This is a genomic window from Kaistia sp. UC242_56 (assembly GCF_044452255.1).
GTDB lineage: Bacteria > Pseudomonadota > Alphaproteobacteria > Rhizobiales > Kaistiaceae > Kaistia > Kaistia defluvii_A.
In genome coordinates this window covers 2759925-2783223 of the sequence record NZ_JBIOAN010000002.1, presented here as the reverse complement: position 1 = coordinate 2783223, position 23299 = coordinate 2759925, and the positions used below count along the sequence as shown (strand labels likewise).

General features: G+C 65.6%; 18 protein-coding genes, 1 tRNA gene and 2 pseudogenes. 16 read left to right on the top strand and 5 right to left on the bottom strand.

Features of this window, described 5'->3' with window-relative positions; all coding sequences use genetic code 11:
• Window positions 1–30: 30 nt before the first annotated feature.
• Window positions 31–258 carry a hypothetical protein gene (locus ACHMWQ_RS15785; RefSeq protein ID WP_396308193.1) on the bottom strand — a complete coding sequence of 76 codons (228 nt, stop codon included), beginning with the start codon at window positions 256–258 and terminating at the stop codon, window positions 31–33.
• Window positions 259–464: 206 nt separating this feature from the next.
• Here ACHMWQ_RS15785 and coaD point away from each other — a divergent pair, with 206 nt between their 5' ends.
• From coaD to tgt, 5 genes and pseudogenes are all read left to right on the top strand, one after another.
• Window positions 465–956 (top strand): pantetheine-phosphate adenylyltransferase, encoded by a 492-nt coding sequence (gene coaD / locus ACHMWQ_RS15780; RefSeq protein ID WP_396309459.1) that lies wholly within the window; start codon window positions 465–467, stop codon window positions 954–956.
• Window positions 957–1029: 73 nt separating this feature from the next.
• Window positions 1030–1549 (top strand): annotated as a pseudogene (locus tag ACHMWQ_RS15775) (peptidylprolyl isomerase).
• A gap of 52 nt (window positions 1550–1601) precedes the next feature.
• The gene (locus ACHMWQ_RS15770) at window positions 1602–2075 is read left to right on the top strand and encodes a peptidylprolyl isomerase (protein WP_354549309.1); all 474 of its coding nucleotides are present in this window, start codon (window positions 1602–1604) and stop codon (window positions 2073–2075) included.
• Between the two features lie 115 nt (window positions 2076–2190).
• On the top strand, window positions 2191–3279 hold the full coding sequence (gene queA, locus ACHMWQ_RS15765) for a tRNA preQ1(34) S-adenosylmethionine ribosyltransferase-isomerase QueA (RefSeq protein WP_396308192.1): 1089 nt from the start codon (window positions 2191–2193) through the stop codon (window positions 3277–3279).
• 148 nt (window positions 3280–3427) lie between these two features.
• Complete coding sequence (gene tgt / locus ACHMWQ_RS15760; protein ID WP_396308191.1) at window positions 3428–4558, top strand: tRNA guanosine(34) transglycosylase Tgt; 1131 nt, start codon at window positions 3428–3430, stop codon at window positions 4556–4558.
• Between the two features lie 18 nt (window positions 4559–4576).
• On the opposite strand, the gene cobD is transcribed toward tgt, so the two are convergent.
• Window positions 4577–5587 carry a threonine-phosphate decarboxylase CobD gene (cobD, locus tag ACHMWQ_RS15755; RefSeq protein ID WP_396308190.1) on the bottom strand — a complete coding sequence of 337 codons (1011 nt, stop codon included), beginning with the start codon at window positions 5585–5587 and terminating at the stop codon, window positions 4577–4579.
• A 127-nt stretch (window positions 5588–5714) separates the two neighbouring features.
• On the opposite strand from cobD, the gene ACHMWQ_RS15750 reads away from it, so the two are divergent.
• The gene (locus ACHMWQ_RS15750) at window positions 5715–6770 is read left to right on the top strand and encodes an alpha/beta hydrolase (protein ID WP_396308189.1); all 1056 of its coding nucleotides are present in this window, start codon (window positions 5715–5717) and stop codon (window positions 6768–6770) included.
• A gap of 63 nt (window positions 6771–6833) precedes the next feature.
• Here the strand turns inward: ACHMWQ_RS15750 and ACHMWQ_RS15745 are convergent.
• Window positions 6834–6907: transfer RNA gene (locus ACHMWQ_RS15745), tRNA-Cys, on the bottom strand.
• A 276-nt stretch (window positions 6908–7183) separates the two neighbouring features.
• A complete protein-coding gene (locus ACHMWQ_RS15740) occupies window positions 7184–8050 on the bottom strand; it encodes a hypothetical protein (protein WP_396308188.1) in 867 nt (288 codons plus the stop codon).
• Window positions 8051–8297: 247 nt separating this feature from the next.
• Between ACHMWQ_RS15740 and ACHMWQ_RS15735 the strand changes: the two are divergent.
• The 4 genes and pseudogenes from ACHMWQ_RS15735 to ACHMWQ_RS15720 all read left to right on the top strand — a co-directional run bounded on the left by ACHMWQ_RS15735 (window position 8298) and on the right by ACHMWQ_RS15720 (window position 14258).
• Window positions 8298–8970, top strand: a pseudogene (locus tag ACHMWQ_RS15735) (protein-L-isoaspartate O-methyltransferase).
• A gap of 246 nt (window positions 8971–9216) precedes the next feature.
• Window positions 9217–10560 carry a TolC family outer membrane protein gene (locus tag ACHMWQ_RS15730; protein ID WP_396308187.1) on the top strand — a complete coding sequence of 448 codons (1344 nt, stop codon included), beginning with the start codon at window positions 9217–9219 and terminating at the stop codon, window positions 10558–10560.
• A 126-nt stretch (window positions 10561–10686) separates the two neighbouring features.
• Window positions 10687–11325, top strand: coding sequence for a DUF2497 domain-containing protein (locus tag ACHMWQ_RS15725; protein ID WP_396308186.1), 639 nt, complete (start codon window positions 10687–10689; stop codon window positions 11323–11325).
• A 182-nt stretch (window positions 11326–11507) separates the two neighbouring features.
• The gene (locus ACHMWQ_RS15720) at window positions 11508–14258 is read left to right on the top strand and encodes a valine--tRNA ligase (protein ID WP_396308185.1); all 2751 of its coding nucleotides are present in this window, start codon (window positions 11508–11510) and stop codon (window positions 14256–14258) included.
• Between the two features lie 615 nt (window positions 14259–14873).
• Here the strand turns inward: ACHMWQ_RS15720 and ACHMWQ_RS15715 are convergent.
• Window positions 14874–16754: a DEAD/DEAH box helicase gene (locus tag ACHMWQ_RS15715; RefSeq protein ID WP_396308184.1), complete on the bottom strand. Its 1881-nt coding sequence runs from the start codon at window positions 16752–16754 to the stop codon at window positions 14874–14876.
• Between the two features lie 355 nt (window positions 16755–17109).
• Here ACHMWQ_RS15715 and ACHMWQ_RS15710 point away from each other — a divergent pair, with 355 nt between their 5' ends.
• The 6 genes from ACHMWQ_RS15710 to lpdA all read left to right on the top strand — a co-directional run bounded on the left by ACHMWQ_RS15710 (window position 17110) and on the right by lpdA (window position 23287).
• The gene (locus ACHMWQ_RS15710) at window positions 17110–17430 is read left to right on the top strand and encodes a septum formation initiator family protein (protein ID WP_354549295.1); all 321 of its coding nucleotides are present in this window, start codon (window positions 17110–17112) and stop codon (window positions 17428–17430) included.
• A gap of 179 nt (window positions 17431–17609) precedes the next feature.
• A complete protein-coding gene (pdhA, locus tag ACHMWQ_RS15705) occupies window positions 17610–18668 on the top strand; it encodes a pyruvate dehydrogenase (acetyl-transferring) E1 component subunit alpha (protein WP_396308183.1) in 1059 nt (352 codons plus the stop codon).
• Between the two features lie 15 nt (window positions 18669–18683).
• Window positions 18684–20087 (top strand): pyruvate dehydrogenase complex E1 component subunit beta, encoded by a 1404-nt coding sequence (locus ACHMWQ_RS15700; RefSeq protein WP_396308182.1) that lies wholly within the window; start codon window positions 18684–18686, stop codon window positions 20085–20087.
• A 4-nt stretch (window positions 20088–20091) separates the two neighbouring features.
• On the top strand, window positions 20092–20388 hold the full coding sequence (locus ACHMWQ_RS15695) for a DUF5076 domain-containing protein (RefSeq protein ID WP_354549290.1): 297 nt from the start codon (window positions 20092–20094) through the stop codon (window positions 20386–20388).
• A gap of 7 nt (window positions 20389–20395) precedes the next feature.
• Window positions 20396–21772 (top strand): pyruvate dehydrogenase complex dihydrolipoamide acetyltransferase, encoded by a 1377-nt coding sequence (locus tag ACHMWQ_RS15690; RefSeq protein WP_396308181.1) that lies wholly within the window; start codon window positions 20396–20398, stop codon window positions 21770–21772.
• A 75-nt stretch (window positions 21773–21847) separates the two neighbouring features.
• On the top strand, window positions 21848–23287 hold the full coding sequence (gene lpdA, locus ACHMWQ_RS15685) for a dihydrolipoyl dehydrogenase (RefSeq protein ID WP_396308180.1): 1440 nt from the start codon (window positions 21848–21850) through the stop codon (window positions 23285–23287).
• The last annotated feature ends 12 nt before the right edge of the window (window positions 23288–23299 follow it).

Genomic DNA, 23299 nt, shown 5'->3' with positions numbered 1-23299 from the left:
TGGAGGTCTTTCAGGGTTGAGGGGAAACCCTCAGTTCGCGTCCGAGATGGGGACGCGGGTAATGACCGAATAGCCCTTCTGGCTATCCACGATGGTCGTCATCCGAGCTTCGGAGAGCTCTACGGCAGCAGAAAGGCGATCGCCCTTCTTGGCTGCCGGAACATCCCGGTCGGAATAGGCGGCTGCGCTGGCGAAACCAACCGCGATGGTCGCTGCGGCGCAAGTTGCGAGAATGATGCTGTGGAACCACGTCGTCATGGCTTGCCCTCCGTGTCCTGTTGCGCCGGAACGTGGACGCAACCTGCTCCTTTGCCTATGAACCGCATCACAACTCGCCGTTCATTTGCTATTCATCTGGGGAAGCAATGTCCGTTTGGGAAGTTGGTTCCTTAAGGAAGTCTTCTTCTCCTTCGTAAACCTTGCGTGAGAATCCGGCATCGATCCGGGAGCGAGATGTGATCATGGTGTGTACAGGACTCTATCCGGGCTCGTTCGATCCGCCGACCAACGGCCATGTCGAGATGCTGCGCGCCGCGCTGGCGGTGGTGGACAGGCTCGTCGTCGCCATCGGCGTCCACCCCGGCAAGACGCCGCTCTTCTCCTTTGACGAGCGCGTGGCGCTGATCCGCGAGCTCGCGGATGAGATCGAGGGCGGGGCAGGCCGAATCGAGGTGATGTCCTTTGACGGGCTGACGATCGACGCCGCGCGCGATTGCGGCGCATCGGTGATGATCCGCGGGCTTCGCGACGGCACCGATCTGGACTATGAGATGCAGCTCGCGGGGATGAACGGCGCCATGGCGCCGGCGATTCAAACCGTGTTTCTGCCGGCTACGCCCGCGACGCGTCACATAACCGCGACGCTGGTACGCCAGATTGCGAAGATGGGCGGCGACGCTTCAGCCTTCGTCCCGACGGGTGTCGCCCGAAAGCTGACACAAAAATTCAGTTCCTGACGTCACCGCAAAAGGCGGTACCGTCCACCGACCGGAGGTCTCAGTGACCCGTTTCCTTGGCCTGTTCGCGGCGATCGCCGCTGCGTTCCTCTTCATTGCTGCGCCTGCCCAGGCTGCGAGCGAGAAGCTCGACCCGCAAAATACGATCTATCTCGACCTGAAGGATGGTCGCGTCGTGATCAAGCTTCGCCCGGACCTGGCGCCGAAGCATGTCGCGCAGATCAAGAAGCTGACCCGCGAGGGCTTCTATGACGGCGTCGTCTTCCACCGCGTGATCGACGGCTTCATGGCTCAGACGGGCGACCCGACCGGCACCGGCATGGGCGGCTCGAAGGAGCCCGACATCAAGGCCGAATTCTCCAAGGCGCACTTTGCGCGCGGCACGCTCGGCATGGCGCGCTCGCAGAATCCGGAACTCGGCCAATTCCCAGTTCTTCATCATGTTCGCCGATGGCGGCTTCCTCGACGGCCAGTACACCGTCTGGGGCGAAGTCGTCGACGGCATGCAGTTCGTCGACAAGATCGCAAAGGGCGAGCCCCCGGCAAACCCCGACAAGATCATCAAGATGCAGATCGCCGCCGACGCGAAGTAAGTCGGCTCTCGCTGCGCCGCCTTCCGGCGCGGCCCCTCAGAAGGAGATAACCGTGGCCGAAATCAAGGACCCGGAGAACACCCTCATCCTCGAGACCACCCAGGGCTCGGCGACCATCGCCCTGCGCCCGGACCTCGCGCCGCAGCACGTTGCGCGGATCAAGGAACTGGCTCGCGAAGGCTTTTATGACGGCATCGTGTTCCATCGCGTGATCGACGGCTTCATGGCCCAGACGGGCGACCCGACCGGCACCGGCATGGGCGGTTCGGGCAAGAAGCTCAAGGCCGAATTCTCGCGCGAGCCGCATGTCCGCGGCACCGCGTCGATGGCCCGCTCGCAGGATCCGAACTCCGGCGACAGCCAGTTCTTCCTCTGCTTCGGCGACGCACGCTTCCTTGACGGCCAGTACACCGTCTGGGGCCAGGTCATCGAAGGCATGGACAACATCGACAAGATCAAGCGCGGCGAGCCGGTCCAGAACCCGGACAAGATCGTCTCGATGAAGGTCGCCGCCGACGTGGCGTGATCCCGCTTGGCCTGCGGCCGATCGCCGGCATGACGCCGGTCGATTTGCAATAGCGGGCCTGGCTGATTAGGAGAGGGGCGCCGTGCGAACGGCGCCCCTCTTTGTTTGAGCCCCCATGCGCGTCGACCTTTTCGATTTTGATCTCCCCGAGGAGAATATCGCCCTCCGTCCTGCCCGGCCGCGCGATTCCGCGCGCCTGCTGGTCGTCAAGCAGGGCGCGGCCCTGGAAGACCGCATCGTGCGCGAGCTGCCCGACATGCTGCGCCCGGGCGATGCGCTCGTCTTCAACGACACCAAGGTGATCCCGGCCCAGTTGTTCGGCGAGCGTGTGCGCGATGGCGTTTCGGCGCGGATCGGTGTGACGCTGCATATGCGCGAGGCGGCCGATCGCTGGCGCGCCTTTGTCCGACCGGCCAAGAAGCTGCAGCTCGGCGACCGTATCCAGTTTGGCGAAAGCGCCGATCGCGCCTGCCTGGTCTCCGGCCTTGCCGCGACCGTTGCCGAAAAGGGCGATGCGGGCGAGGTGGTGCTGGCCTTCGATCTCACGGGACCCGCGCTCGACGAGGCGATCGCTTCGGTCGGGCATATCCCGCTGCCGCCCTATATCGCCTCGAAGCGTGTCGAGGATGGCGAAGACAAGCTCGACTACCAGACGATCTATGCGCGCGAGGAGGGCGCCGTGGCGGCGCCGACCGCCGGCCTGCATTTCACGCCCGACCTTTTTGCGCGCCTCGATGCGCTGGGCGTCGAGCGGCATTTCGTGACGCTGCATGTCGGCGCCGGCACCTTCCTGCCGGTCAAGGCTGACGATACGGCCGAGCACAAGATGCATGCCGAGCGCGGCGAGGTCTCGCAGGCGACGGCGGATGCGCTCAACGCCGTTCGCGCGCGGGGCGGCCGCGTCGTTGCGGTGGGCACGACGTCGCTGCGGCTGCTCGAAAGCGCCGCCGGCGAGGACAAGATCATCCGGCCGTTCAACGGCCCGACCAGCATCTTCATCACGCCGGGCTATCGCTTCCGCGCGATCGACCTGCTGATGACTAACTTCCATCTGCCGCGCTCGACGCTGTTCATGCTGGTTTCCGCCTTTGCCGGGCTGGACACAATGCGGGCGGCCTATGCGCATGCGGTCGCCAGCGGCTATCGCTTCTATTCCTATGGCGACGCGTCGCTGCTTTTCCCGGCGGAGCCGGATGGCGGATAAGACCTCTTTCACCTCTCCCTGAGGGAGAGGTCGACGGCGAAGCCGGCGGGTGAGGGTTTAGGAAACTCTCCGGATGCGCCGTAAACCCTCACCCGGCCCTGGCGGGCCGACCTCTCCCTCAGGGAGAGGTGAAGAGATGCGAGACAGAATGACCGAGACCTTCCAGTTCAAGCTACTCGCCAAGGATGGCATGGCGCGACGCGGTGAAGTTTCCATGCCGCGCGGCACCATCCGCACGCCGGCCTTCATGCCGGTCGGCACGGCCGGCACCGTCAAGGCGATGTATCCGGGCCAGGTGCGCGAGCTCGGCGCCGACGTCATCCTCGGCAACACCTATCACCTGATGCTGCGCCCCGGTGCGGAGCGGGTGGCGAAGCTCGGCGGCCTGCATACCTTCGCGCAGTGGCCGCACCCGATCCTGACCGATTCCGGCGGTTTCCAGGTCATGTCGCTCTCCAAGCTGCGCAAGCTGAACGAGAAGGGCGTCACCTTCCAGAGCCACATTGACGGCCGCCGGTACGAGCTGACGCCGGAGCGTTCCGTCGAGATCCAGGGCCTGCTCGGCAGCGACATCCAGATGCAGCTCGACGAATGCGTCGGCCTGCCGACGACCGAGAAGGAAATCGAGCGCGCGATGAACCTGTCGCTGCGCTGGGCCGAGCGCTCCAAGGCGGCGTTCGGCGACCAGCCCGGCAAGGCGATCTTCGGCATCGTGCAGGGCGGCGACAATCCGCGCCTGCGCATCGAGAGCGCCACAGCGCTCGCCGCCATGGACTTCAAGGGCTATTCGGTCGGCGGCCTCGCCGTCGGCGAGCCGCAGGAGGTCATGCTCGAAATGCTCTCCATCACCACGCCAGTGATGCCGGAGCACAAACCCCGCTATCTGATGGGCGTCGGCACGCCGGACGACATCCTCGAATCGGTGGCGCGCGGCATCGACATGTTCGATTGCGTGATGCCGACCCGCGCCGGCCGGCATGGGCTGGCCTTCACCCGTTTCGGCAAGGTCAATCTGAAGAATGCGCGCCACGCCGACGATCATCGTCCGCTGGACGAGGAATCGGCTTGCCCGGCCAGCCGCGATTACTCGCGCGCCTATCTGCATCATCTGTTCAAGTCCGGCGAGACGCTGGCCGCGATGCTGCTGACCTGGAACAACCTCGCCTATTACCAGAGCCTGATGGCCGGCATCCGCGCCGCGATCGACGAAGGCCGCTTCGAGGATTTCCGCCTGGCCACCAAGGAAGGCTGGGCGCGAGGCGATATCGCCGCGCTCTAAGGGGAGCGGCGAGGGCGCCTAGCGCTCGACCCGACCCAGCGCGGCTTCCAGCCGCGCAAAGCCGGATTCGGGCGGCAGGCCGATCCGGATGCGGTCCGGCTGGTCGGCGAAGACTCGGGTCCAGATGCCGGCGCGCGCCAGCGATCCGTGGATAGCGACGGCCTGCGGGGTGCGCACCAGAACGAAGAGGTCGGTGCCGCCTTCGATCGCCAGCCCTACGCCGCTGACGAGGCTCTCCAGCCGGCTCCGGGCGGCGGCAAGCCTTTGCCGGGTGGCCGACTGCCAGGCCGAATCGGCCAGCGCCTTCCGGCCCAGCGACAAAGCCGGGCCCGAGACCGGCCAATCGCCGACCCGTTCGCGCAGGTGCTCGACGCGCGCGTCCTGCCCCAGCACGAAGCCGAGCCGCAGGCCAGCCAGCCCATAGAACTTGCCGAACGAGCGCAGCACCACGATCGGCAAGGCGCCCAGGTGTGGAATCACGCTCAGCCCCGGCGCCACCTCGCCAAACGCCTCATCGACCACCAGCAGTCCGTCGCGCCGCGCCAGCCGCTCGGCGACGCCCAAAAGCTCGGCGGGGGTGACGGCGCGGCCATCGGGATTGTTGGGATTTACGATCGCGACGATGGCAGCCCGCTCGGCCGCCTCGTCGAGCGATGCCGCCGCATGGACCCCGCGCCCGGCGCGTCCCCACGCCTCGGCATGGCCGGAATAGGTCGGGCCGACAATGGCGACATCGCCGGCCGGCGCGACGAGCGGCAACAGGCGCAGCGCCAGATCCGAACCCGGCATGGCCGCGATGGCCGCCTTGGCCGGCACGCCATAGGCCTTGCGCGCTACCGCCAGCAGGTCGGCGAGGGCGGCGGGATCGGGCAGGCGATGAAAATCGGAAGCCGGCAGATCCGCCAGCGGGTAGGGGTGCGGGTTGATCCCGGTCGAGAGATCCAGCCAGTCCTCCAGCGCCACGCCATAGCGCGCGGATGCGTCGCGAAGGGCGCCGCCGTGGCGAGGGGCGAGGGGATGATCCAGCATGGCGGTCTTATCGCCCCGAACGACCCGGCTGGCAATCCGGCGGGCGAGGGCTCTCGATCATCCGACAGGTTCGAAGCGATTGTTTTTCGGCGCGGAACTTTTCGGGACGGCGGTCCGTATAGCCATCATGGTCTCGATCCCCCGCCTCGCCCGGCGCTTTCTCGCGCCGACCCGTTTCTCCGCCTCGCACGTCTCGACCGGCAATCTCGGCGGGGGCGCCGCGCTGTCTGCCACGGCCTCGCGAACGAGGCCGTGGCTGCGCTGGAGCGTCCTGGGCCTCGCCATCTCCGCGATCGTCTACCTGGGAAATGTCATGTGGTTCTCTCCGGTCGATTTTCTGAACGGCCTCGCCGCCTTCGCCAACAATCGCGTTGCGACCGACGTCCCCTATGGAACGGGACCGCGCAATCAGCTGGATATCTATCGGCCGCGCGGCGGGGCCGAGAGGCTCCCGGTCGCCGTGATGTTCTATGGCGGGACGTGGGAGGAGGGCGATCGGGCGACCTATCGCTTCGTCGGCGCCGCGCTCGCCAAACGCGGGATCGTCACGATCATCCCCGATTACCGGGTCTATCCGGAGGTCCGCTTTCCGGACTTTCTGCGCGACGCGGCGGAGGCTGTCCGCTGGACGCGCGACCACGTCGCCGACTATGGCGGCGATCCCGCGAAGATCGTGCTGATCGGGCACTCTGCCGGCGCCCATATCTCCGCCATGCTGGCGCTGGACCCTCAATGGCTGGCGAATGTCGGCCTCGATAGTCGCCGGGATATTGAGGGCATGGTCGGTCTGGCCGGACCCTATGATTTCCTGCCTCTGACCGATCCGAAGCTCAAGGATATCTTCGGGCCTGTCGATCAGCGCGCTCGCACCCAGCCGATCAACTTCGTCGACGGCAAAGCGGCGCCGATCTTCGTCGCAGCCGGCACAGACGACACGACGGTCGATCCCGGCAACACGACGCGCCTTGCCCGCAAGATCGAATCGCGCGGCGGGCAGGTCGCGGCGGTGCTCTATCCCGGCGTCGATCACCGCACGCTGATCGGCACCTTTTCGCCCCTGCTTCGCAGTCGTGCGCCCACACTGGACGACACGGTGCGCTTCATTCAGGACGTGACGCAGGCCGTGCCGCCGTCGTCCGGGAAGGGCCTCAAACGAGCGCCGGCGACGACAAACGCCGAATGAGCCCGGCGGGTTCGCCGTGGTCGGGCTCCCCGGAGGGGTCGATATCACTGGAAGAAGAAGGGGTGGAGGCCTCGCCCGGAATCGAACCGGGATGCAAGGATTTGCAGTCCTCTGCGTAACCATTCCGCCACGAGGCCATCTCGTTGATATGCCGCTCGAAATCATATTTCGGCGGGACATCCGGCAGGCGCATTTCAGGGCAATCGCAAAAGACCCGAACCGCGCAACGGGCGAGGGAGCTGATGCTTCCGCGACCGTCTGGCGGCTTCTACAAGCTCGCAGCGGCGACGTCTAGTCCGATCGTCAACAATGCCGACGCAAGGCTGTGGAGGACTTCGGCCGAACGGCGCACCGGGGCCGGGCAGGGAAGGCGGGACGGTCCGGAAGACCGCCCCACCTTCCTGGAAGAGGCGTCAGCGGGTGACGGTCTTGCCGGTCGCGACGTCGAGGACGGCGCCGGTCTCGAGATCGACGCGGTAGATCTCGCGGGTGACATTGCCCGAGAAGGCCAGCTCGACGATCGAGACCGTCTTGAACGTCGCCGGAATGCCCTCCGGCAGGATCTGGTTGAACTGGTCGGCGAGCGCGCCCATCGACTGCTGGATTTCCGGCGAGAAGGTCTTGGTGCTGTAGACGAGCGTGTTGTGCGGATTGTGCGAGCGCAGTTCCTCGCCGTTCTTCACGACGTTGACGCCGCTGACGCCGACGGTCTTGACCAGCTCCTTGCCGGCATCGGCCATCTTGGCGAAGACCGGGCCGGTAACGCGCGGCAGCGGCCCGTCGCGCAGCGGCGTCAGGGCGGCGGTGGCAGCGGTGTTGTAGGCCATCATCCGCTCGAAGCCGTCGCCTTCCTTGACCACGCCGAGGTCAAGCCACCAGGGCTGGCCGGCGCCCTTGGCGGCCTCGGTGGTATAAAACTTCTTCAGCGTGACGTTGAGCGGCTTCGGCGGCGTCGGCAGCGCTTCGAGCATCTTCGCCGGCGTGGTCGGGTCGGCGTTGTGGATGTGCACGACCGTGACATGCGGGATGTTGGTGCGGATGGCCTCGGTCTCGAGGGCGAGCGTCAAAAGGCGCTCCGTCAGCATGCCGCCCAGCGAGCGATGCAGGGTCTCGTTGACCTCGGCCGGCATCGTATAGACGAGGCCGAACGTCCGGTCGTGCGGGCGGAACGCAGTGGATTCAAGTGCACTGTTGTCGATCTTCGTGTCCGCGACAGCAGCCTGGATGGTGGAAAGGCCCAGAAGGGCAATTGCGGCGCCATAGAGTGTCTTGCGTACCATCGACTGTATCCTCTTTCAGAGTGAGCTGATCGAACGACAACCGCGCATCCGGTGGATCTCGACGCGTCGTTTCACGGCGTCGTATGGACAGCCCATGTAACAGGAGGATGATGGCGCTTGGCTATCCCCCGCGGCGTCGACGATCGGCGGGGGCCTGCGGCGCCGCGCCCCTCCGGAATGGCTTGTCACCTTGCCGAACGCCCGGTATTGGAACGTCTATTGCCACAATGACGATAAAGGGTCCCTGATCATGGTCGATTTCGCCAAGGCGCGAACCACGATGGTGGACTGCCAGATTCGCACTGTCGACGTGACCGAGTACGACGTGCTCGACGCCTTCGCCGCGGTGCCGCGCGAGATCTTCGCGCCCGATCATCTGAAGCCGCTCGCCTATATCGACGAGGATCTGCTCGTGTCGGCTCCCGGCAGCGCGCCGCGCTATGTCATGGAGCCGGGGCCCCTGGCGAAGCTGGTCCAGCTTGCCGCGATCCTGCCGACCGATCGCGTGCTCGATGTCGGCACCACCACCGGCTATTCCGCGGCCATCCTCAGCCATCTGGCGGCCTCGGTGGTCGCGCTCGAATCGGACGAGGCCCTGGCCGCGACCGCGCGCGACAATCTCGCGACGCTTGGCGTTTCCAATGTCGAAGTCGTCGTCGGGCCGCTTCAGGACGGCCATGCCGCCAAGGCGCCCTATGACGTGATCCTGCTCGAAGGCGCCGTCGAACTCATTCCGCCGGCGCTGGTCGACCAGCTCGGCGAGGGGGGGACGAATCATCGCCGTGGTCGGTGCGAACGGCCTGGCTGCAAAAGCGATGATCTACACGCGCTCCGGTGGGTCGGTCAGCGGCCGTCCGGCGTTCAACACCTCGGTCCGCACCTTGCCCGGCTTTGCCAAGCCCAAGTCGTTCGTGTTCTGATTTCCCATTGGAATGAACGGGTTAGCCGCTGATTCCGCGACGGTTCGTCGAGCGGTATCTGTGGCTTTCCCGTCGCACGGAGCGCTTTATCCAACTTTTCGCACCCCATGCCATTTGACCGTCACGGGGGCTCGCGTACATTAACGATGTATTGTCCGACGGTGGACGTCCGGTAGGGGGGCGTCGCCTCGCAACGCCGAGGTTTCGAACGTGGTTTTTTCCCGGGTCTATCTGGCAACCGTAGCTATGGCTGCGGTTATCGTAGCTGCCCCCTCGGTATATGCCGAAACGCTGACTTCCGCCCTTTCGCAGACGTATAACTCCAACCCCACGCTGAATGCGATGCGCGCTCAACTACGCGCGACCGACGAAAACGTTCCCCAGGCTCTGTCGGGATATCGTCCCGTGCTGACGGGCAACGCCTTCATCGGACCGTCCTATTCGCGGGGTCGTACGTCGCCGCAGCTTCCCGTCGGGTCGTCGACGACCTGGCCGCGCGGCTACGGGCTCACCATCGAACAGCCGATCTTTCGCGGATTTCGCACGCAGAACTCCGTGAAGCAGGCCGAATCCGCGGTTCTCGCCGGTCGCGAGATCCTGCGTTCGACCGAGCAGGACGTGCTGCTGGATGCCGTGACGGCCTATACCAACGTCATCTACCAGAAGGGCATTGTCAGCCTGCGCGAGCAGAACATCGCCTTCCTGCGCGAACAGCAGCGCGCCGCCGCCGACCGCCTGAAGGTGGGCGAGGGCACGCGTACCGACCTGGCTCAGACCGATGCGGCGCTCAGCCAGGGCCAGACGGCCTATGACGTCGCCATTGCGGACCTGAACTCCGCCAATGCGACCTACATCCAGATCATCGGCACCGCGCCGAAGAGCCTGCAGACGCCGGTGGTGAACACCCGCCTGCTCGCCAAGTCGGCCGAGTCGGCCGTTTCCGCCGGCCAGTCGCGCCATCCGGCCATTCGCGCCGCCAGCTATAACGTCGACACGGCCGCCTTCAACGTGAAGGTGATCGAGGGCCAGCTCTTGCCGACCGTGTCGGTGCAGGGCCAGCTCGCGCACAATGATGATTCGTCGAACACGGGTTCGTGGGGCAATTCCGCGACCATCACGGCCAATCTGAGCGTGCCGATCTATGAAGGCGGCGTTGTCTACTCGCAGACCCGCCAGGCCAAGGAAACGCTCGGCCAGTACCGCATCCAGCTGGATTCGGCGCGCGACCAGGTCCGCGCGGCGGCGGTTTCGGCCTTCGGCCAGCTCCAGGCTGCCCGTGCGTCGATCACCTCAGCCCAGGACCAGATCCGCGCTTCGCAGCTCGCCCTCGAAGGCGTCATCGAAGAACAGAAGGTCGGCCAGCGCACGACCCTCGACGTGCTGAACCAGCAGCAGTCGCTGCTGCAGGCCCGCGAGACGCTGATCCTGGCACAGCGTGCCCAGGTCGTGGCCTCCTATACGCTGCTGTCGTCGACCGGCTCGCTTTCGGCAGAGAACCTCAGCCTCAAGGTCCAGCGCTACGAGCCGAAGCAGCATTACCAGGCGGTTCGCGACAAGTGGATCGGCCTCAGGACGCCGGACGGCCGGTAGTCGAGCCTCCAGTCGGGGAAAAGCGACCGGTCGTGTTCCGGCCGGTCGTGCTTTTCGCTACTCTGGCCCTTGGAATCGCTGGATTCTCAAAGCGATTCGACTGAGTTCTGTGGGTGTGGGGTAGCGATGGCCAAAGTCAGTGCGGCACAAGAGCCTTCGATGGAGGAAATCCTCGCCTCGATCCGCCGGATCATCTCCGAGGATGAACATGGCCTGGCTGCGCCCAAGGCTTCCGAGCTGACGGCGCTGCCGCCCAAGCTTCCGAGCGTCCCCGTCTCCGCCGCCGATATCGATGCGCTGTTCAGCGCCCGCGTGGCCGAGTTTGCCGCGCCGCCAGCCGCCCCGGCCCGCACCGACATTGTCGCGCCGGAACCGACGCCCGCCGCTTCGGCGCCCATGGCCGAGCCGCGCATGCTGCGCCCGGCGGTGCACACGCCCGAGCCGACGCGCGTCGCCGAACCCGTCCGCGCCCCTTCGCCCATTCGCGCCGAAACGCCTGCGCCGGGTCCCGCTGCGCCCTCCAGGCCTGTCCGGGACGAACTGCCAGCCGGCGAGCCGCTGCTGTCGCCGGCTGCCGACGCCATCGTGCAATCCGCCTTCGGCAATCTCGCCAATACGGTGCTGGCCGGCAATTCGCGGACGCTCGAGGATCTGGTCAAGGACATGCTCCGGCCGATGCTGAAGACCTGGCTCGATACCAACCTGCCGCCGCTCGTCGAGCGGCTGGTGCGCGACGAGATCGAGCGCGTTTCGCGCGGTCGCTGACCTCCCGGCGACCTCGCACGGACGGCGCGTGGCGCCGTTCTTACGGAACGCCTCCCGGCTTCCCATATAAGGCGTTCGACGCAGGCGGGGGATGGGCCTTGGGGCTGCCTTGGGGCTGCGCGGTTGACTCGCCCGCGACCATCCGATTTACACCAGTTCAAATTCCTCATCCGGAAACGGTCATGCTCGATAAGAATTATGACGCGGCCGCGGTCGAGCCGCGCATCTATGAAACTTGGGAAGGCCAAGGCGCCTTCAAGGCAGGCGCTGGCGCGAAGCCCGGCGCGGAGCCTTTCTCCATCGTCATCCCGCCGCCGAACGTCACCGGCTCGCTGCATATGGGCCATGCGCTCAACAACACGCTGCAGGACGTTCTCGTCCGCTTCGAGCGTATGCGCGGCAAGGATGTTCTCTGGCAGGTCGGCCTCGACCATGCCGGCATCGCCACGCAGATGGTGGTCGAGAGGCAGATGGCCGAGCGCCAGGAGCCCGGCCGCCGCGAGATCGGCCGCGAGGCCTTCGTCGAGAAGATCTGGAAGTGGAAGGCCGAATCCGGCGGCACGATCATCGGCCAGTTGAAACGCCTTGGCGCCTCGGCCGACTGGTCGCGCGAGCGCTTCACCATGGATGAGGGCCTGTCCAAGGCCGTGCTCAAGGTGTTCGTCGAGCTCTATCGCGGCGGGCTGATCTACAAGGACAAGCGCCTGGTCAACTGGGACCCGAAGCTGGAGACGGCGATCTCGGATCTCGAGGTCATCCAGGTCGAGACCAAGGGCAAGCTCTACCATTTCCGCTATCCGATCGAGGGCAAGACCTTCGATCCCGACGATGCGACGACCTTCATCACGGTGGCGACGACCCGGCCGGAAACGATGCTGGGCGACACCGCCGTCGCCGTGCATCCGGATGACGAGCGCTACCAGGCCTTCGTCGCCGCCGGCGCGCACGCCATCCTGCCGCTCGTCGGCCGCCGCATTCCGATCGTCGCCGATGAATATTCCGATCCCGAGAAGGGTTCGGGCGCGGTGAAGATCACGCCGGCGCATGACTTCAACGATTTCGAGGTCGGCCGCCGCCACAACCTGCCGATGATCTCGGTGCTCGATCGCCAGGCCAATGTGGCGATCGCCGGCAATGCCGAGTTCCTCGCGGGGCTGGACAAGACGGCGGCACTTGCCGACACGATCGCCGCCTTCGAGGGCCTGGACCGCTTCACGGTGCGCAATTCCATCGTCGCGATGATGGAAGAGCAGGGCTATCTGGCCGAGATCGAGGATCATGCGCACACCGTGCCGCATGGCGATCGCGGCAATGTGCCGATCGAGCCGTTCCTGACCGAGCAGTGGTATGTCGATGCGCACACGCTGGCGCAGCCGGCGATCGCCTCGGTGCGCGAAGGGCGGACCAACTTCGTCCCGAAGACCTGGGAAAAGACCTATTACGAGTGGATGGACAACATCCAGCCCTGGTGCATTTCGCGCCAGCTCTGGTGGGGACACCAGATCCCGGCCTGGTATGGCCCGGACGGCAAGGTGTTCGTCGCCTATGACGAGGCCGAGGCTTCGGCGCTGGCCACGGCGCATTACGGCGCGCCAGCCGCGCTGACGCGCGACGAGGACGTGCTCGACACCTGGTTCTCTTCGGCGCTCTGGCCGTTCTCCACGATGGGTTGGCCGGACGAGACGAACGAGCTTGCCCGCTACTTCCCGACCAGCGTCCTGATCACCGGCTTCGACATCATCTTCTTCTGGGTCGCCCGGATGATGATGATGAGCCTGCACTTCATGAAGGACGAGAACGGCACGCCGGTCGAGCCCTTCAAGGACATCTACATGCACGCGCTCGTCCGGGACGAGAAGGGCGCCAAGATGTCGAAGTCGAAGGGCAACGTCATCGATCCGATCACGCTGATCGACGAGTATGGCGCCGACGCGCTGCGCTTCACGCTGACCGCCATGGCGGCGCAGGGCCGCGACATCAAGCTCGCGACCTCGCGCGTCGAGGGCTACCGCAACTTCGCGACCAAGCTCTGGAACGCCTCGCGCTTCGCCGAGATGAACGGCGCGACGCGGGTTGCCGGCTTCGATCCCTCGACGGCCAAGGAGCGGCTGAACCGCTGGATCGCGACCGAGACGACGCGCACCGCGCGGGCCGTGACGGAGGCGCTGGAAGCCTATCGCTTCAACGACGCCGCCAACGCGCTCTATCGCTTCGTCTGGAACTCGTTCTGCGATTGGTATCTGGAACTGGTCAAGCCGGTGCTGAATGGCGAGGACGAGGCCGCCAAGGCCGAGACCCGCGCCACGATCGGCTGGACGCTGGACCGGATCGTCACGCTGCTGCACCCCTTCATGCCCTTCATCACCGAGGAGCTCTGGGACCGCACGGCCGACGAGGGCAGCCGCCGCGAGGGCCTGCTCGCGCTCAACGCGTGGCCGACGCTCGACTTCGAGGACGAGGCGGCTGCGGCCGAGATCAACTGGCTGGTGGATCTCATTTCGGCGGTCCGCTCGGTTCGCTCCGAGATCAACGTGCCGCCGGGCGCCATGGTGCCGCTGATCATCGTCGGCGCTTCGGCGGAGACGACGGCGCGGCTGGCGACGCATGATGCGCTGATCAAGCGCCTGGCGCGGGCGTCCGAGATCTCGGCCGCCGACACGCCGCCCAAGGGTTCCGTGCAGACCGTGCTCGGCGAGGCGACGATCGCCCTGCCGCTGGCCGGCGTCATCGACCTCGTCGCCGAACGCGCGCGTCTCGGCAAGGAGCTCGACAAGGCCGCCAAGGAGATCGCGAAGATCGAAGCCAAGCTCGGCAACGAGAACTTCGTATCGCGCGCCCCGGAAGAGGTGATCGACGAACAGCGCGAGCGCCTGGCCGAAGCCCAGGAGCTGACCGCCAAGATCCACGCCGCGCTCGAGCGTCTCAAGGACTGATCTGGCAGGGTTTTTCTGACGGATTGCAGAGGGCTCGCGACATCGTCGCGGGCCCTTTTTGTTTGGGTGCTGCGACTGGAAAGATGGGTACTTGAACTCTTCGAGGCCTTTGCGTGACGTATTTGAACCCGAGTCCAGCGTCATCCCGGCGTAGGCCGGGATCCAGACACACAGGCATGCGAAGACAAGAGGCTGGTCACTGCTTGCTTGGCCTGTGGTTATGGGCCCCGGCCTTCGCCGGGGCGCCGGGGTTGTCATGCTTTGAACCGGAGGGCCTGTCCCCGATCTCGTGCGTGCCTCGCTTTGCCGAGACTTTGCGTAACCCAAGAAGGACGCTCTGCAGATCCCCGACGTCCAACATCCTGAGGCGCTTCGCGCAGCGAAGCCTCGAAGGACGCACCGGCTCTGGGCAAATCTTGATGGCGGCGCCGCTCTGCGCGCTTCGAGACGGCCCTCCGGGCCTCCTCAGCATGTTGAGGACGGGTCTTGCGGGAGGGTTCTCAGGGAGAGGTGAAAACGGCTCGGATAGAGGCCTGTCGCCCCCCGAAAGAAGCCCAACGAAAAAGGCCCGCGACGATGTCGCGGGCCCCGATGATTCCATAGCGAAAGAAGCGCTTAGCCGTCGTTGCGTTCGCGCTTCTTGAAGCCGGGCTTGCCGCCCGGCTTGAAACCAGGCTTGCCGCCGGCACCGCCGGGCTTGAAGCCGGCGCGGCGGGTCGGCTTCTTGCCGGGGCCACGGGCTCCGGCGCCGCCGACGGGCGCGCCGTCAGCCGGCTCGATGCGGATCTCTTCCTCGCCACCGCGACGCAGCGCGACGGTGAAGCGCTCGGCCGCCTCGGCGACGATCTCGAAGCGCGTGTCGCGCTCGAAGATCTTGATCGCGCCGATCTCGTTCTTGGTGACGTGGCCACGACGGCAGATCAGCGGCAGCAGCCACTTCGGATCCGCGTTCTTCTGGTGGCCGATGCTCATGCGGAACCAGACCATGTCCTGCTGCGGGCGCTCGACGCGGCCGTTCTCGCTGCCGGGACCACTGGTCGGCCACTGGCCGTCACTGGCGTCGCGCGGGGCGCGGGGCGGGCGCTCGCCACGGGGCGCATCGCGGTCGGAACGATCGCTGCGCTCGCCGCGCGGGCTGTCCTGGCGGCGGGGCTTGGCGTCGCGTGCGCCGCGATCCTGCTGCTGGCCGGGATCGAACAGATCCTCGGGCGAGGGCAGGCGCGAACGGTGCAGGCGGATCAGCGCGGCGGCGATTTCTTCCGGCGTGCGCTTGGTGAGCAGCTCGGTCGCGAGCGCCATGTCTTCCTCGGAAGCCGGCTCGGAGACCATGGCCTTCTCGAGCAGGCGCTCCTGATCCTTGGCGCGAACCTCGTCGGCGGACGGAGCGGCCGTCCAATAGGCGTCGACGCCGGCGGCGCTGATCAGGCGCAGCGCCTTGGAGCGGTTGGTGTAGGGAACGAGCAGGGCAGAAATGCCCTTGCGGCCGGCGCGGCCGGTACGGCCTGAACGGTGCAGCAGGATGGCGGGGCCGGTCGGCAGGTCGGCATGGACGACAAGGCCGAGATCCGGAAGATCCAGACCGCGCGCGGCGACGTCAGTGGCGACGCAGACGCGGGCGCGGCCGTCGCGCAGAGCCTGCAGCGCATGCATGCGCTCGCCCTGGCTGAGCTCGCCCGACAGTGCCACGACTTCGAAGCCGCGCTCCTGAAGGCTCGCATGCAGGCGGCGAACCGATTCACGCGTCGAGCAGAAGACGAGCGTTGCCGGCTGGTCGAAATAGCGCAGCACGTTGACGACGGCGTGGTCGATCTCGTTCGGCGCAACGCGCAGCGCACGATATTCGATGTCGCCATGCGGTTGGCTCTGGTCGATCGTGTCGATGCGGATGGCGTCCCGCTGATACTGCTTGGCCAGGCGCACGATTTCGCGCGGCAGCGTGGCCGAGAACAGCATCGTGCGGCGCTCTTTCGGCGACGCGTCGAGGATCAGCTCCAGATCTTCCTTGAAGCCCAGGTCGAGCATCTCGTCGGCCTCGTCGAGCACGACGACCTTGAGCTTGGATATGTCGAGGCGTCCGCGCTCCAGATGGTCGCGCAGGCGGCCCGGCGTGCCGACGACGATATGCGCGCCCATTTCCAGCGCGCGGGCTTCGCGGCGGACGTCCATGCCGCCGACGCAGGAGGCGATTCGCGCACCCGCCGGGCCATAGAGCCAGATCAGCTCGCGCTGGACCTGCAGAGCCAGTTCGCGCGTCGGGGCGATGATGAGGGCCAGCGGCTCAGTGGCCGGGCCGAAGCGCTCTTCATTGCCCAGAAGCGTCGAGGCAAAGGCGAGGCCGTAGGCCACCGTCTTGCCGGAGCCGGTCTGCGCGGAGACGAGGAGATCGTTTTCGCCGACGCTATCCTGGAGGACAGCGGTCTGGACGGGGGTAAGCGTTTCATAGCCCTTTTCCGCGAGGGCGCGTGCGAGGGCTGGATTCTGGACGAGCGATACCATGGTGGGCGAAGGCCTGAAATTGGAGAAGCATTCCGGGTCGCGCGCAAACGGTTCGCGAGCGGTGAAGGATCATGCGGAATGCGAGTTGGCCCTCCCATACCGCGAGTGGGCCCAATAGCCAAGGATTCTCTATTTTGAAGACCGTCATGCGCGCGGTCACGCCGTCGCATGCAACCTGGGGCAGTTTGTCGGCAAGACGGAGGAGGGCGGTCCAGCGAGCTGGGGAAAAGCCCGATGCAACAGGCCGCAGCGCTTTTTAACGGCTTTCTCAGCGCCGCGAGCGAGCCGGAAACTCCGCGTTAATCGTCTTGGCCTATCCTTTATCAATCATGTTGCACCGCGTTCAGATTCCCTCATGACCACTCGACAGCGCAAGCATTCCAAGCTTCGGCGGCTCATCCTTCCACTCGGCTCGCTCGCCGTGATGGGCTACTTCGCCTACCATTCCTTCAATGGCGACTACGGTATCTGGTCGCGCGAGCGAATGGAGCGGGAAGCCATTGTCCTGGAAAAGGAATTGGCGGAACTGAAGGCGAACCGCCTCTCTCTGGTGGCTCGCGCGCAGCTGCTCCGGCCTGAGAGTCTCGATCCCGACATGATCGACGAGAGGGCCCGCGCCAAGCTCAATGTCGTCCAGGCAGACGAGTTGGTGATCAGCATTGCTGCATCGCAATAGACCCCGCAGCATTGCGATCGCGGCTGGAATTGCGATGAACCGAATTTCAGTTCATTACAATTTTTGTAATCAAGTCATGTAGTTGACGCATGGCTCCGATGCTTGCGCTGCATCTTGGAATGACGGTTGGCTTCGGATAACGTCCCGCTCAGTTTGGGACACGCCCCGGAGAACAAGGCATGGCCGTAGCCAAAGCGAAAGTCGGCAGCAAATCTGCGCCGGCCGCCGGACGGAAGACTGCAACGGTAAAATCGGCAAGGCCGACCGCTGTTGAAAATTTCTCCAAGGAGCAGGAACTCTTCGCCTATCGCGAGATGCTCCTCATCCGCCGTTTCGAAGAAAAGGCCGGCCAGATGTATGGCATGGGCCTCATCGGCGGCTTCTGTCACCTCTATATCGGCCAGGAAGCTGTCGTTGTCGGCATGCAGATGGCGATTCGGACCGGTGAAGACCAGACGATCACCGGGTATCGCGATCACGGCCACATGCTCGTTGCGGGCATGGATTCGAATGGCGTGATGGCAGAGCTCACCGGCCGGCGCGGCGGTTATTCGCACGGCAAGGGTGGCTCGATGCACATGTTCTCCATCGAGAAGCAGTTCTTCGGCGGCAACGGCATCGTCGGCGCCCAGGTGTCGCTCGGCACCGGCCTCGCCTTCGCCAACCGCTATCGCAAGAACGACAAGGTCTGCCTGACCTATTTCGGCGACGGCGCGGCCAACCAGGGCCAGGTCTACGAGAGCTTCAACATGGCGCAGCTCTGGAAGCTGCCCGTGGTCTACATCATCGAGAACAACCGCTACGCCATGGGCACGTCCGTGTCGCGCTCCTCCGCGCAGACCGACTTCTCCCGTCGCGGCGTCTCGTTCGACATTCCCGGCGAGAAGGTGGACGGCATGGACGTCCGCGCCGTGAAGGCAGCCGGCGACAAGGCCGTTGCCTGGTGCCGCTCCGGCAAGGGTCCGTACATCCTCGAGATGGAAACCTACCGCTATCGTGGACACTCCATGTCCGACCCGGCCAAGTACCGGTCGAAGGACGAAGTCCAGAAGATGCGCAACGAGCACGATCCGATCGAGCAGGTTCGCACCCGTCTCCTGCAGCAGGAATGGGCCACCGAGGACGATCTGAAGAAGATCGACGCCGAGGTGCGTGATATCGTGAACAACGCGGCGGAATTCGCCCAGAACGATCCGGAGCCGGATGCATCCGAGCTCTGGACGGACATTTTGAAGTAAGGCCGGGAGACAGCCATGCCCATCGATATTCTGATGCCGGCCCTCTCGCCGACCATGGAGGAGGGTACGCTCTCCAAGTGGCTCAAGAAGGAAGGCGATACCGTCAAGTCCGGCGACGTGATCGCCGAGATCGAGACCGACAAGGCGACGATGGAAGTCGAAGCCGTCGACGAGGGAACGATCGCCAAGCTTCTCGTGGCCGAAGGCACCGAGAACGTGAAGGTCAACACCCCGATCGCCGTGATCGCCGCTGACGGCGAGGACGTCTCCGCCGCCGCGAGCGCGCAGGCCGCGCCGAAGGCAGAAGCGGCTCCGGCCGCTGCGGAGGCGCCCGCCGCCGAGGCAAAGCCGGCTGCGGCTCCCGCCGCTGCCCCGGTTGCCGCCGCCCCGATCGCGATCCAGGTCGCGGCCGATCCGGCGATTCCGGAAGGCACCACCTTCGTCTCGACCACCGTCCGCGAAGCACTTCGCGATGCGATGGCGGAGGAGATGCGCCGGGATCCCGACGTCTTCGTCATCGGCGAGGAAGTCGCCGAGTACCAGGGCGCCTACAAGATCACGCAGGGTCTGCTGCAGGAATTCAGCGCCGACCGCGTCATCGATACGCCGATCACCGAGCACGGCTTTGCCGGTCTCGCGACCGGCGCGGCGCTGGCCGGCCTGCGTCCGATCGTCGAGTTCATGACCTTCAACTTCGCCATGCAGGCGATCGACCAGATCATCAACTCGGCCGCCAAGACGCTCTACATGTCGGGCGGACAGCTCGGCGCGCCGATCGTCTTCCGCGGTCCGAACGGCGCGGCAGCGCGCGTGGGCGCCCAGCACAGCCAGGATTACTCGTCCTGGTACAGCCATATCCCGGGCCTCAAGGTCGTCGTGCCCTACACGGCCGCCGACGCCAAGGGCCTGCTCAAGGCGGCGATCCGCGATCCCAATCCGGTGATCTTCCTCGAGAACGAGATCCTCTACGGCCATTCCTTCGACGTGCCGCAGATCGAGGACTTCGTCCTGCCGATCGGCAAGGCGCGCATCCACAAGGTCGGCAAGGACGTCACCATCGTCTCGTTCGGCATCGGCATGACCTATGCGACCAAGGCCGTAGCGGAACTGGCCGAGCAGGGCATCGACGCCGAGCTGATCGACCTGCGCACGCTGCGGCCGCTCGACATCGACACGGTCATCGAGTCGGTCAAGAAGACCGGCCGCTGCGTGACGGTGGAGGAGGGCTGGCCGCAGAACTCGATCGGCTCGCACATCGCGTCCGAGCTGATGGAAAAGGCGTTCGATTTCCTCGACGCGCCGGTCCTGAAGGTCACGGGCAAGGACGTTCCGATGCCCTACGCCGCCAATCTCGAGAAGCTTGCGCTGCCGAATGTCGGCGAAGTCGTCGCGGCCGTCAAAGCCGTAACGTATCGGTAGCGCCATGGCCGGACACAAACGCGAGCTTGAAATTCCGCCCGGCGCCCTGGAATCGGAAGATGCAGCGGAAGTGTTCCGCGCCTGGATCGTCGACAAAGGTCTGGACGTCAGCTTCCGGACAGCGTTCGATGACCCGGCCACGTGGGGTATCCTGCTGGTCGACATCGCACGTCAGGTAGCGCGTGGATTCGAAACTGACGGCGTCTGCTCGGAAGGGCAGGCGCTTGACGCGATCAAGTCCAGTTTCGATTCCGAATGGGACCGTCCGTTAGACCTGGGCACGCCAGAATCACGCCAATAGGTGCTTTATGCCGATCAATATCCTGATGCCCGCGCTTTCGCCGACCATGGAAGAGGGAAACCTCGCCAAGTGGAACGTGAAGGTTGGCGACAAGGTCAAGTCGGGCGATGTCATCGCCGAGATCGAGACCGACAAGGCGACGATGGAAGTCGAATCCATCGATGAAGGCACGGTTGGCCAGCTGCTGGTGCCGGAAGGCGCGCAGGGCGTGAAGGTCAATGCGCTGATCGCCGTTCTTCTGGCGGATGGCGAGGATGCGAGCGCCATCGGCGCCGCGCCGGCCGAGGCCGCTCCTGCGCCGGAAGCGGCTCCGACCGCCGCAGCGGCACCCGCCGCTTCGGCTCCGGCGGCTGCACCCGCACCGGCTGCCGTCGCACCCGTGGCTGCGCCCGCACCGGCGGCTCCGGCAGCGGCTCCTGCCGCTGCGTCGGGCGAGCGCGTGTTCGCCTCGCCGCTGGCGCGCCGTATCGCTAAGGAAGCCGGCATCGATATCGCCAAGGTGGCCGGTTCCGGCCCGCATGGCCGTATCGTGCAGGCCGATGTCGAAGCTGCGAAGATGGGTGGCGTCGCCAAGGCTGCACCGGCTGCTGCCGCTGCCGCGCCGGCGCCCGCCGCCGCAACCCCGGCTCCGGCGCATTCCGGCCCGACCGACGCGCAGACGCTCAAGCTGTTCGCCGAAGGCTCCTACGAGCTCGTGCCGCATGACAACATGCGCAAGACGATCGCGCGCCGCCTGACGGAATCGAAGCAGAACGTTCCGCACTTCTACGTCACCGTCGATACGGATCTCGATGCGCTGCTGGCGCTTCGCGAGCAGATCAATGGCTCGGCGCCGAAGGATGCGGACGGCAAGCCCGTCTACAAGATCTCGGTCAACGACATGGTCATCAAGGCCATGGCTCTGGCGCTGAAGAAGGTTCCGGGCGCCAACGCTTCCTGGACCGATGGCGGCATGCTGGTGCACAAGGTCGTTGATGTCGGCGTCGCCGTCTCGATCCCCGGCGGGCTGATCACGCCGGTCGTGCGCAACGCCGATGCCAAGTCGCTGTCCACCATCTCCAACGAGATGAAGGACCTGGCCAAGCGGGCGCGCGATCGCAAGCTGAAGCCGGAAGAATACCAGGGCGGCACGACCTCGGTCTCCAACCTCGGCATGTTCGGCGTCAAGGACTTCGCGGCGATCATCAACCCGCCGCATGCGACGATCCTCGCCGTTGGCGCAGGCATCCAGCAGCCGGTCGTGCGCGGCGGCGAAATCAAGATCGCGACCATCATGTCGGTCACGCTCTCGACCGATCACCGCGTGGTCGATGGCGCGCTGGGCGCCGAGCTTCTCCAGGCCTTCAAGGGCTATATCGAGAAGCCGATGGCGATGCTGGTGTAGCCAACACCGTCGTTCCGGCTCCCTTCTCCCCGTGAGGAGGGGGCCGCCAGACCTTCAACGCGCAGCGAGACGAACATGGCCGCACCCTACGACGTCATCATCATCGGCTCCGGCCCGGGCGGCTATGTCGCCGCCATCCGCGCCGCCCAGCTCGGCCTCAAGGTCGCCGTGGTCGAGAAGACCCATCTCGGCGGCATCTGCCTGAACTGGGGCTGCATCCCGACCAAGGCGCTGCTGCGCTCGGCCGAGGTCTACCACTACATGGACCACGCCAAGGATTACGGCCTGTCGGTGGAGAAATTCAGCGCCGACATGTCGGCGATCACCAAGCGTTCGCGTGGCGTCGCCGCCCAGCTGAACCAGGGCGTCACCGGCCTTTTGAAGAAGAACAAGGTCGACGTGATCTGGGGCGTCGCCGAGATCGCGTCGCCTGGCAAGGTCGTCGTCAAGCCGGCGCCGGAAGAGGCCTATGGCAAGCCCAATCCCGCGCCGAAGAATGCGCTGGGTGCCGGCGAATATGAAGCGAAGAACATCATCATCGCGACCGGCGCCCGCCCGCGCGCGCTGCCCGGCATCGAGCCGGACAAGAAGCTGATCCTGACCTATTTCGAGGCCATGATCCCCGAGACGCTGCCGAAGACCCTGCTCGTCATGGGCTCTGGCGCGATCGGCATCGAGTTCGCCTCGTTCTATCGTACGATGGGCTCCGAGGTCACGGTCGTCGAGGTTCTGCCGCAGATCCTCCCCGTCGAGGACGAAGAGATCGCCGCGCATGCTCGCAAGCGCTTCGAGAAGCAGGGCATCAAGATCCTGACCGGCGCCAAGGTGACCAAGGTCGTCAAGGCGGACTATTCGGTCACGGCGACGATCGAGACCGCGGACGGCAAGTCGCAGGAAATCTCGGCCGAGAAGCTGATCTCGGCGGTTGGCGTCGTCGGCAACATCGAGGGCCTCGGTCTGGAGAAGCTCGGCGTCAAGACGGATCGCGGCTGCGTCGTCATCGACGGCGTCGGCAAGACCAATGTTCCCGGCATCTGGGCGATCGGCGACGTCGCCGGCCCGCCGATGCTGGCGCACAAGGCCGAGCATGAGGGTGTCATCGCCGTCGAGGCCATCGCCGGCCTGCACCCGCATTTCATGGACAAGGCCAAGATCCCGGGCTGCACCTACTGCAACCCGCAGATCGCGTCTGTCGGCTTGACCGAGAAGAAGGCGAAGGAAGCCGGCTACGATGTGCGCGTCGGCAAGTTCCCCTTCATCGGCAACGGCAAGGCGATCGCGCTCGGCGAGCCCGAGGGCTTGGTCAAGACGGTGTTCGACAAGAAGACCGGCCAGCTGCTCGGCGCCCATCTCGTCGGCGCGGAAGTGACCGAACTGATCCAGGGCTTCGTCATCTCCATGAACCTGGAGACAACAGAACAAGAGCTGATCAACACCGTCTTCCCGCATCCGACCCTGTCCGAGACGATGCATGAGAGCGTGCTCTCGGCCTACGGCCGAGCGATCCACATCTAGGGCGCGCGTCGC

Excerpts from the sequence above, each read along its gene's own strand:
- ACHMWQ_RS15740 (WP_396308188.1), bottom strand. The coding sequence starts at position 8,050 with ATGGTACGCAAGACACTCTATGGCGCCGCAATTGCCCTTCTGGGCCTT.
- ACHMWQ_RS15695 (WP_354549290.1), top strand. The coding sequence starts at position 20,092 with ATGGCCGGACACAAACGCGAGCTTGAAATTCCGCCCGGCGCCCTGGAA.
- ACHMWQ_RS15715 (WP_396308184.1), bottom strand. The coding sequence starts at position 16,754 with ATGGTATCGCTCGTCCAGAATCCAGCCCTCGCACGCGCCCTCGCGGAA.
- tgt (WP_396308191.1), top strand. The coding sequence starts at position 3,428 with ATGACCGAGACCTTCCAGTTCAAGCTACTCGCCAAGGATGGCATGGCG.
- ACHMWQ_RS15710 (WP_354549295.1), top strand. The coding sequence starts at position 17,110 with ATGACCACTCGACAGCGCAAGCATTCCAAGCTTCGGCGGCTCATCCTT.
- lpdA (WP_396308180.1), top strand. The coding sequence starts at position 21,848 with ATGGCCGCACCCTACGACGTCATCATCATCGGCTCCGGCCCGGGCGGC.
- ACHMWQ_RS15690 (WP_396308181.1), top strand. The coding sequence starts at position 20,396 with ATGCCGATCAATATCCTGATGCCCGCGCTTTCGCCGACCATGGAAGAG.
- ACHMWQ_RS15730 (WP_396308187.1), top strand. The coding sequence starts at position 9,217 with ATGGCTGCGGTTATCGTAGCTGCCCCCTCGGTATATGCCGAAACGCTG.
- ACHMWQ_RS15750 (WP_396308189.1), top strand. The coding sequence starts at position 5,715 with ATGGTCTCGATCCCCCGCCTCGCCCGGCGCTTTCTCGCGCCGACCCGT.
- ACHMWQ_RS15725 (WP_396308186.1), top strand. The coding sequence starts at position 10,687 with ATGGCCAAAGTCAGTGCGGCACAAGAGCCTTCGATGGAGGAAATCCTC.
- ACHMWQ_RS15720 (WP_396308185.1), top strand. The coding sequence starts at position 11,508 with ATGCTCGATAAGAATTATGACGCGGCCGCGGTCGAGCCGCGCATCTAT.
- queA (WP_396308192.1), top strand. The coding sequence starts at position 2,191 with ATGCGCGTCGACCTTTTCGATTTTGATCTCCCCGAGGAGAATATCGCC.
- ACHMWQ_RS15785 (WP_396308193.1), bottom strand. The coding sequence starts at position 258 with ATGACGACGTGGTTCCACAGCATCATTCTCGCAACTTGCGCCGCAGCG.
- pdhA (WP_396308183.1), top strand. The coding sequence starts at position 17,610 with ATGGCCGTAGCCAAAGCGAAAGTCGGCAGCAAATCTGCGCCGGCCGCC.
- cobD (WP_396308190.1), bottom strand. The coding sequence starts at position 5,587 with ATGCTGGATCATCCCCTCGCCCCTCGCCACGGCGGCGCCCTTCGCGAC.
- ACHMWQ_RS15700 (WP_396308182.1), top strand. The coding sequence starts at position 18,684 with ATGCCCATCGATATTCTGATGCCGGCCCTCTCGCCGACCATGGAGGAG.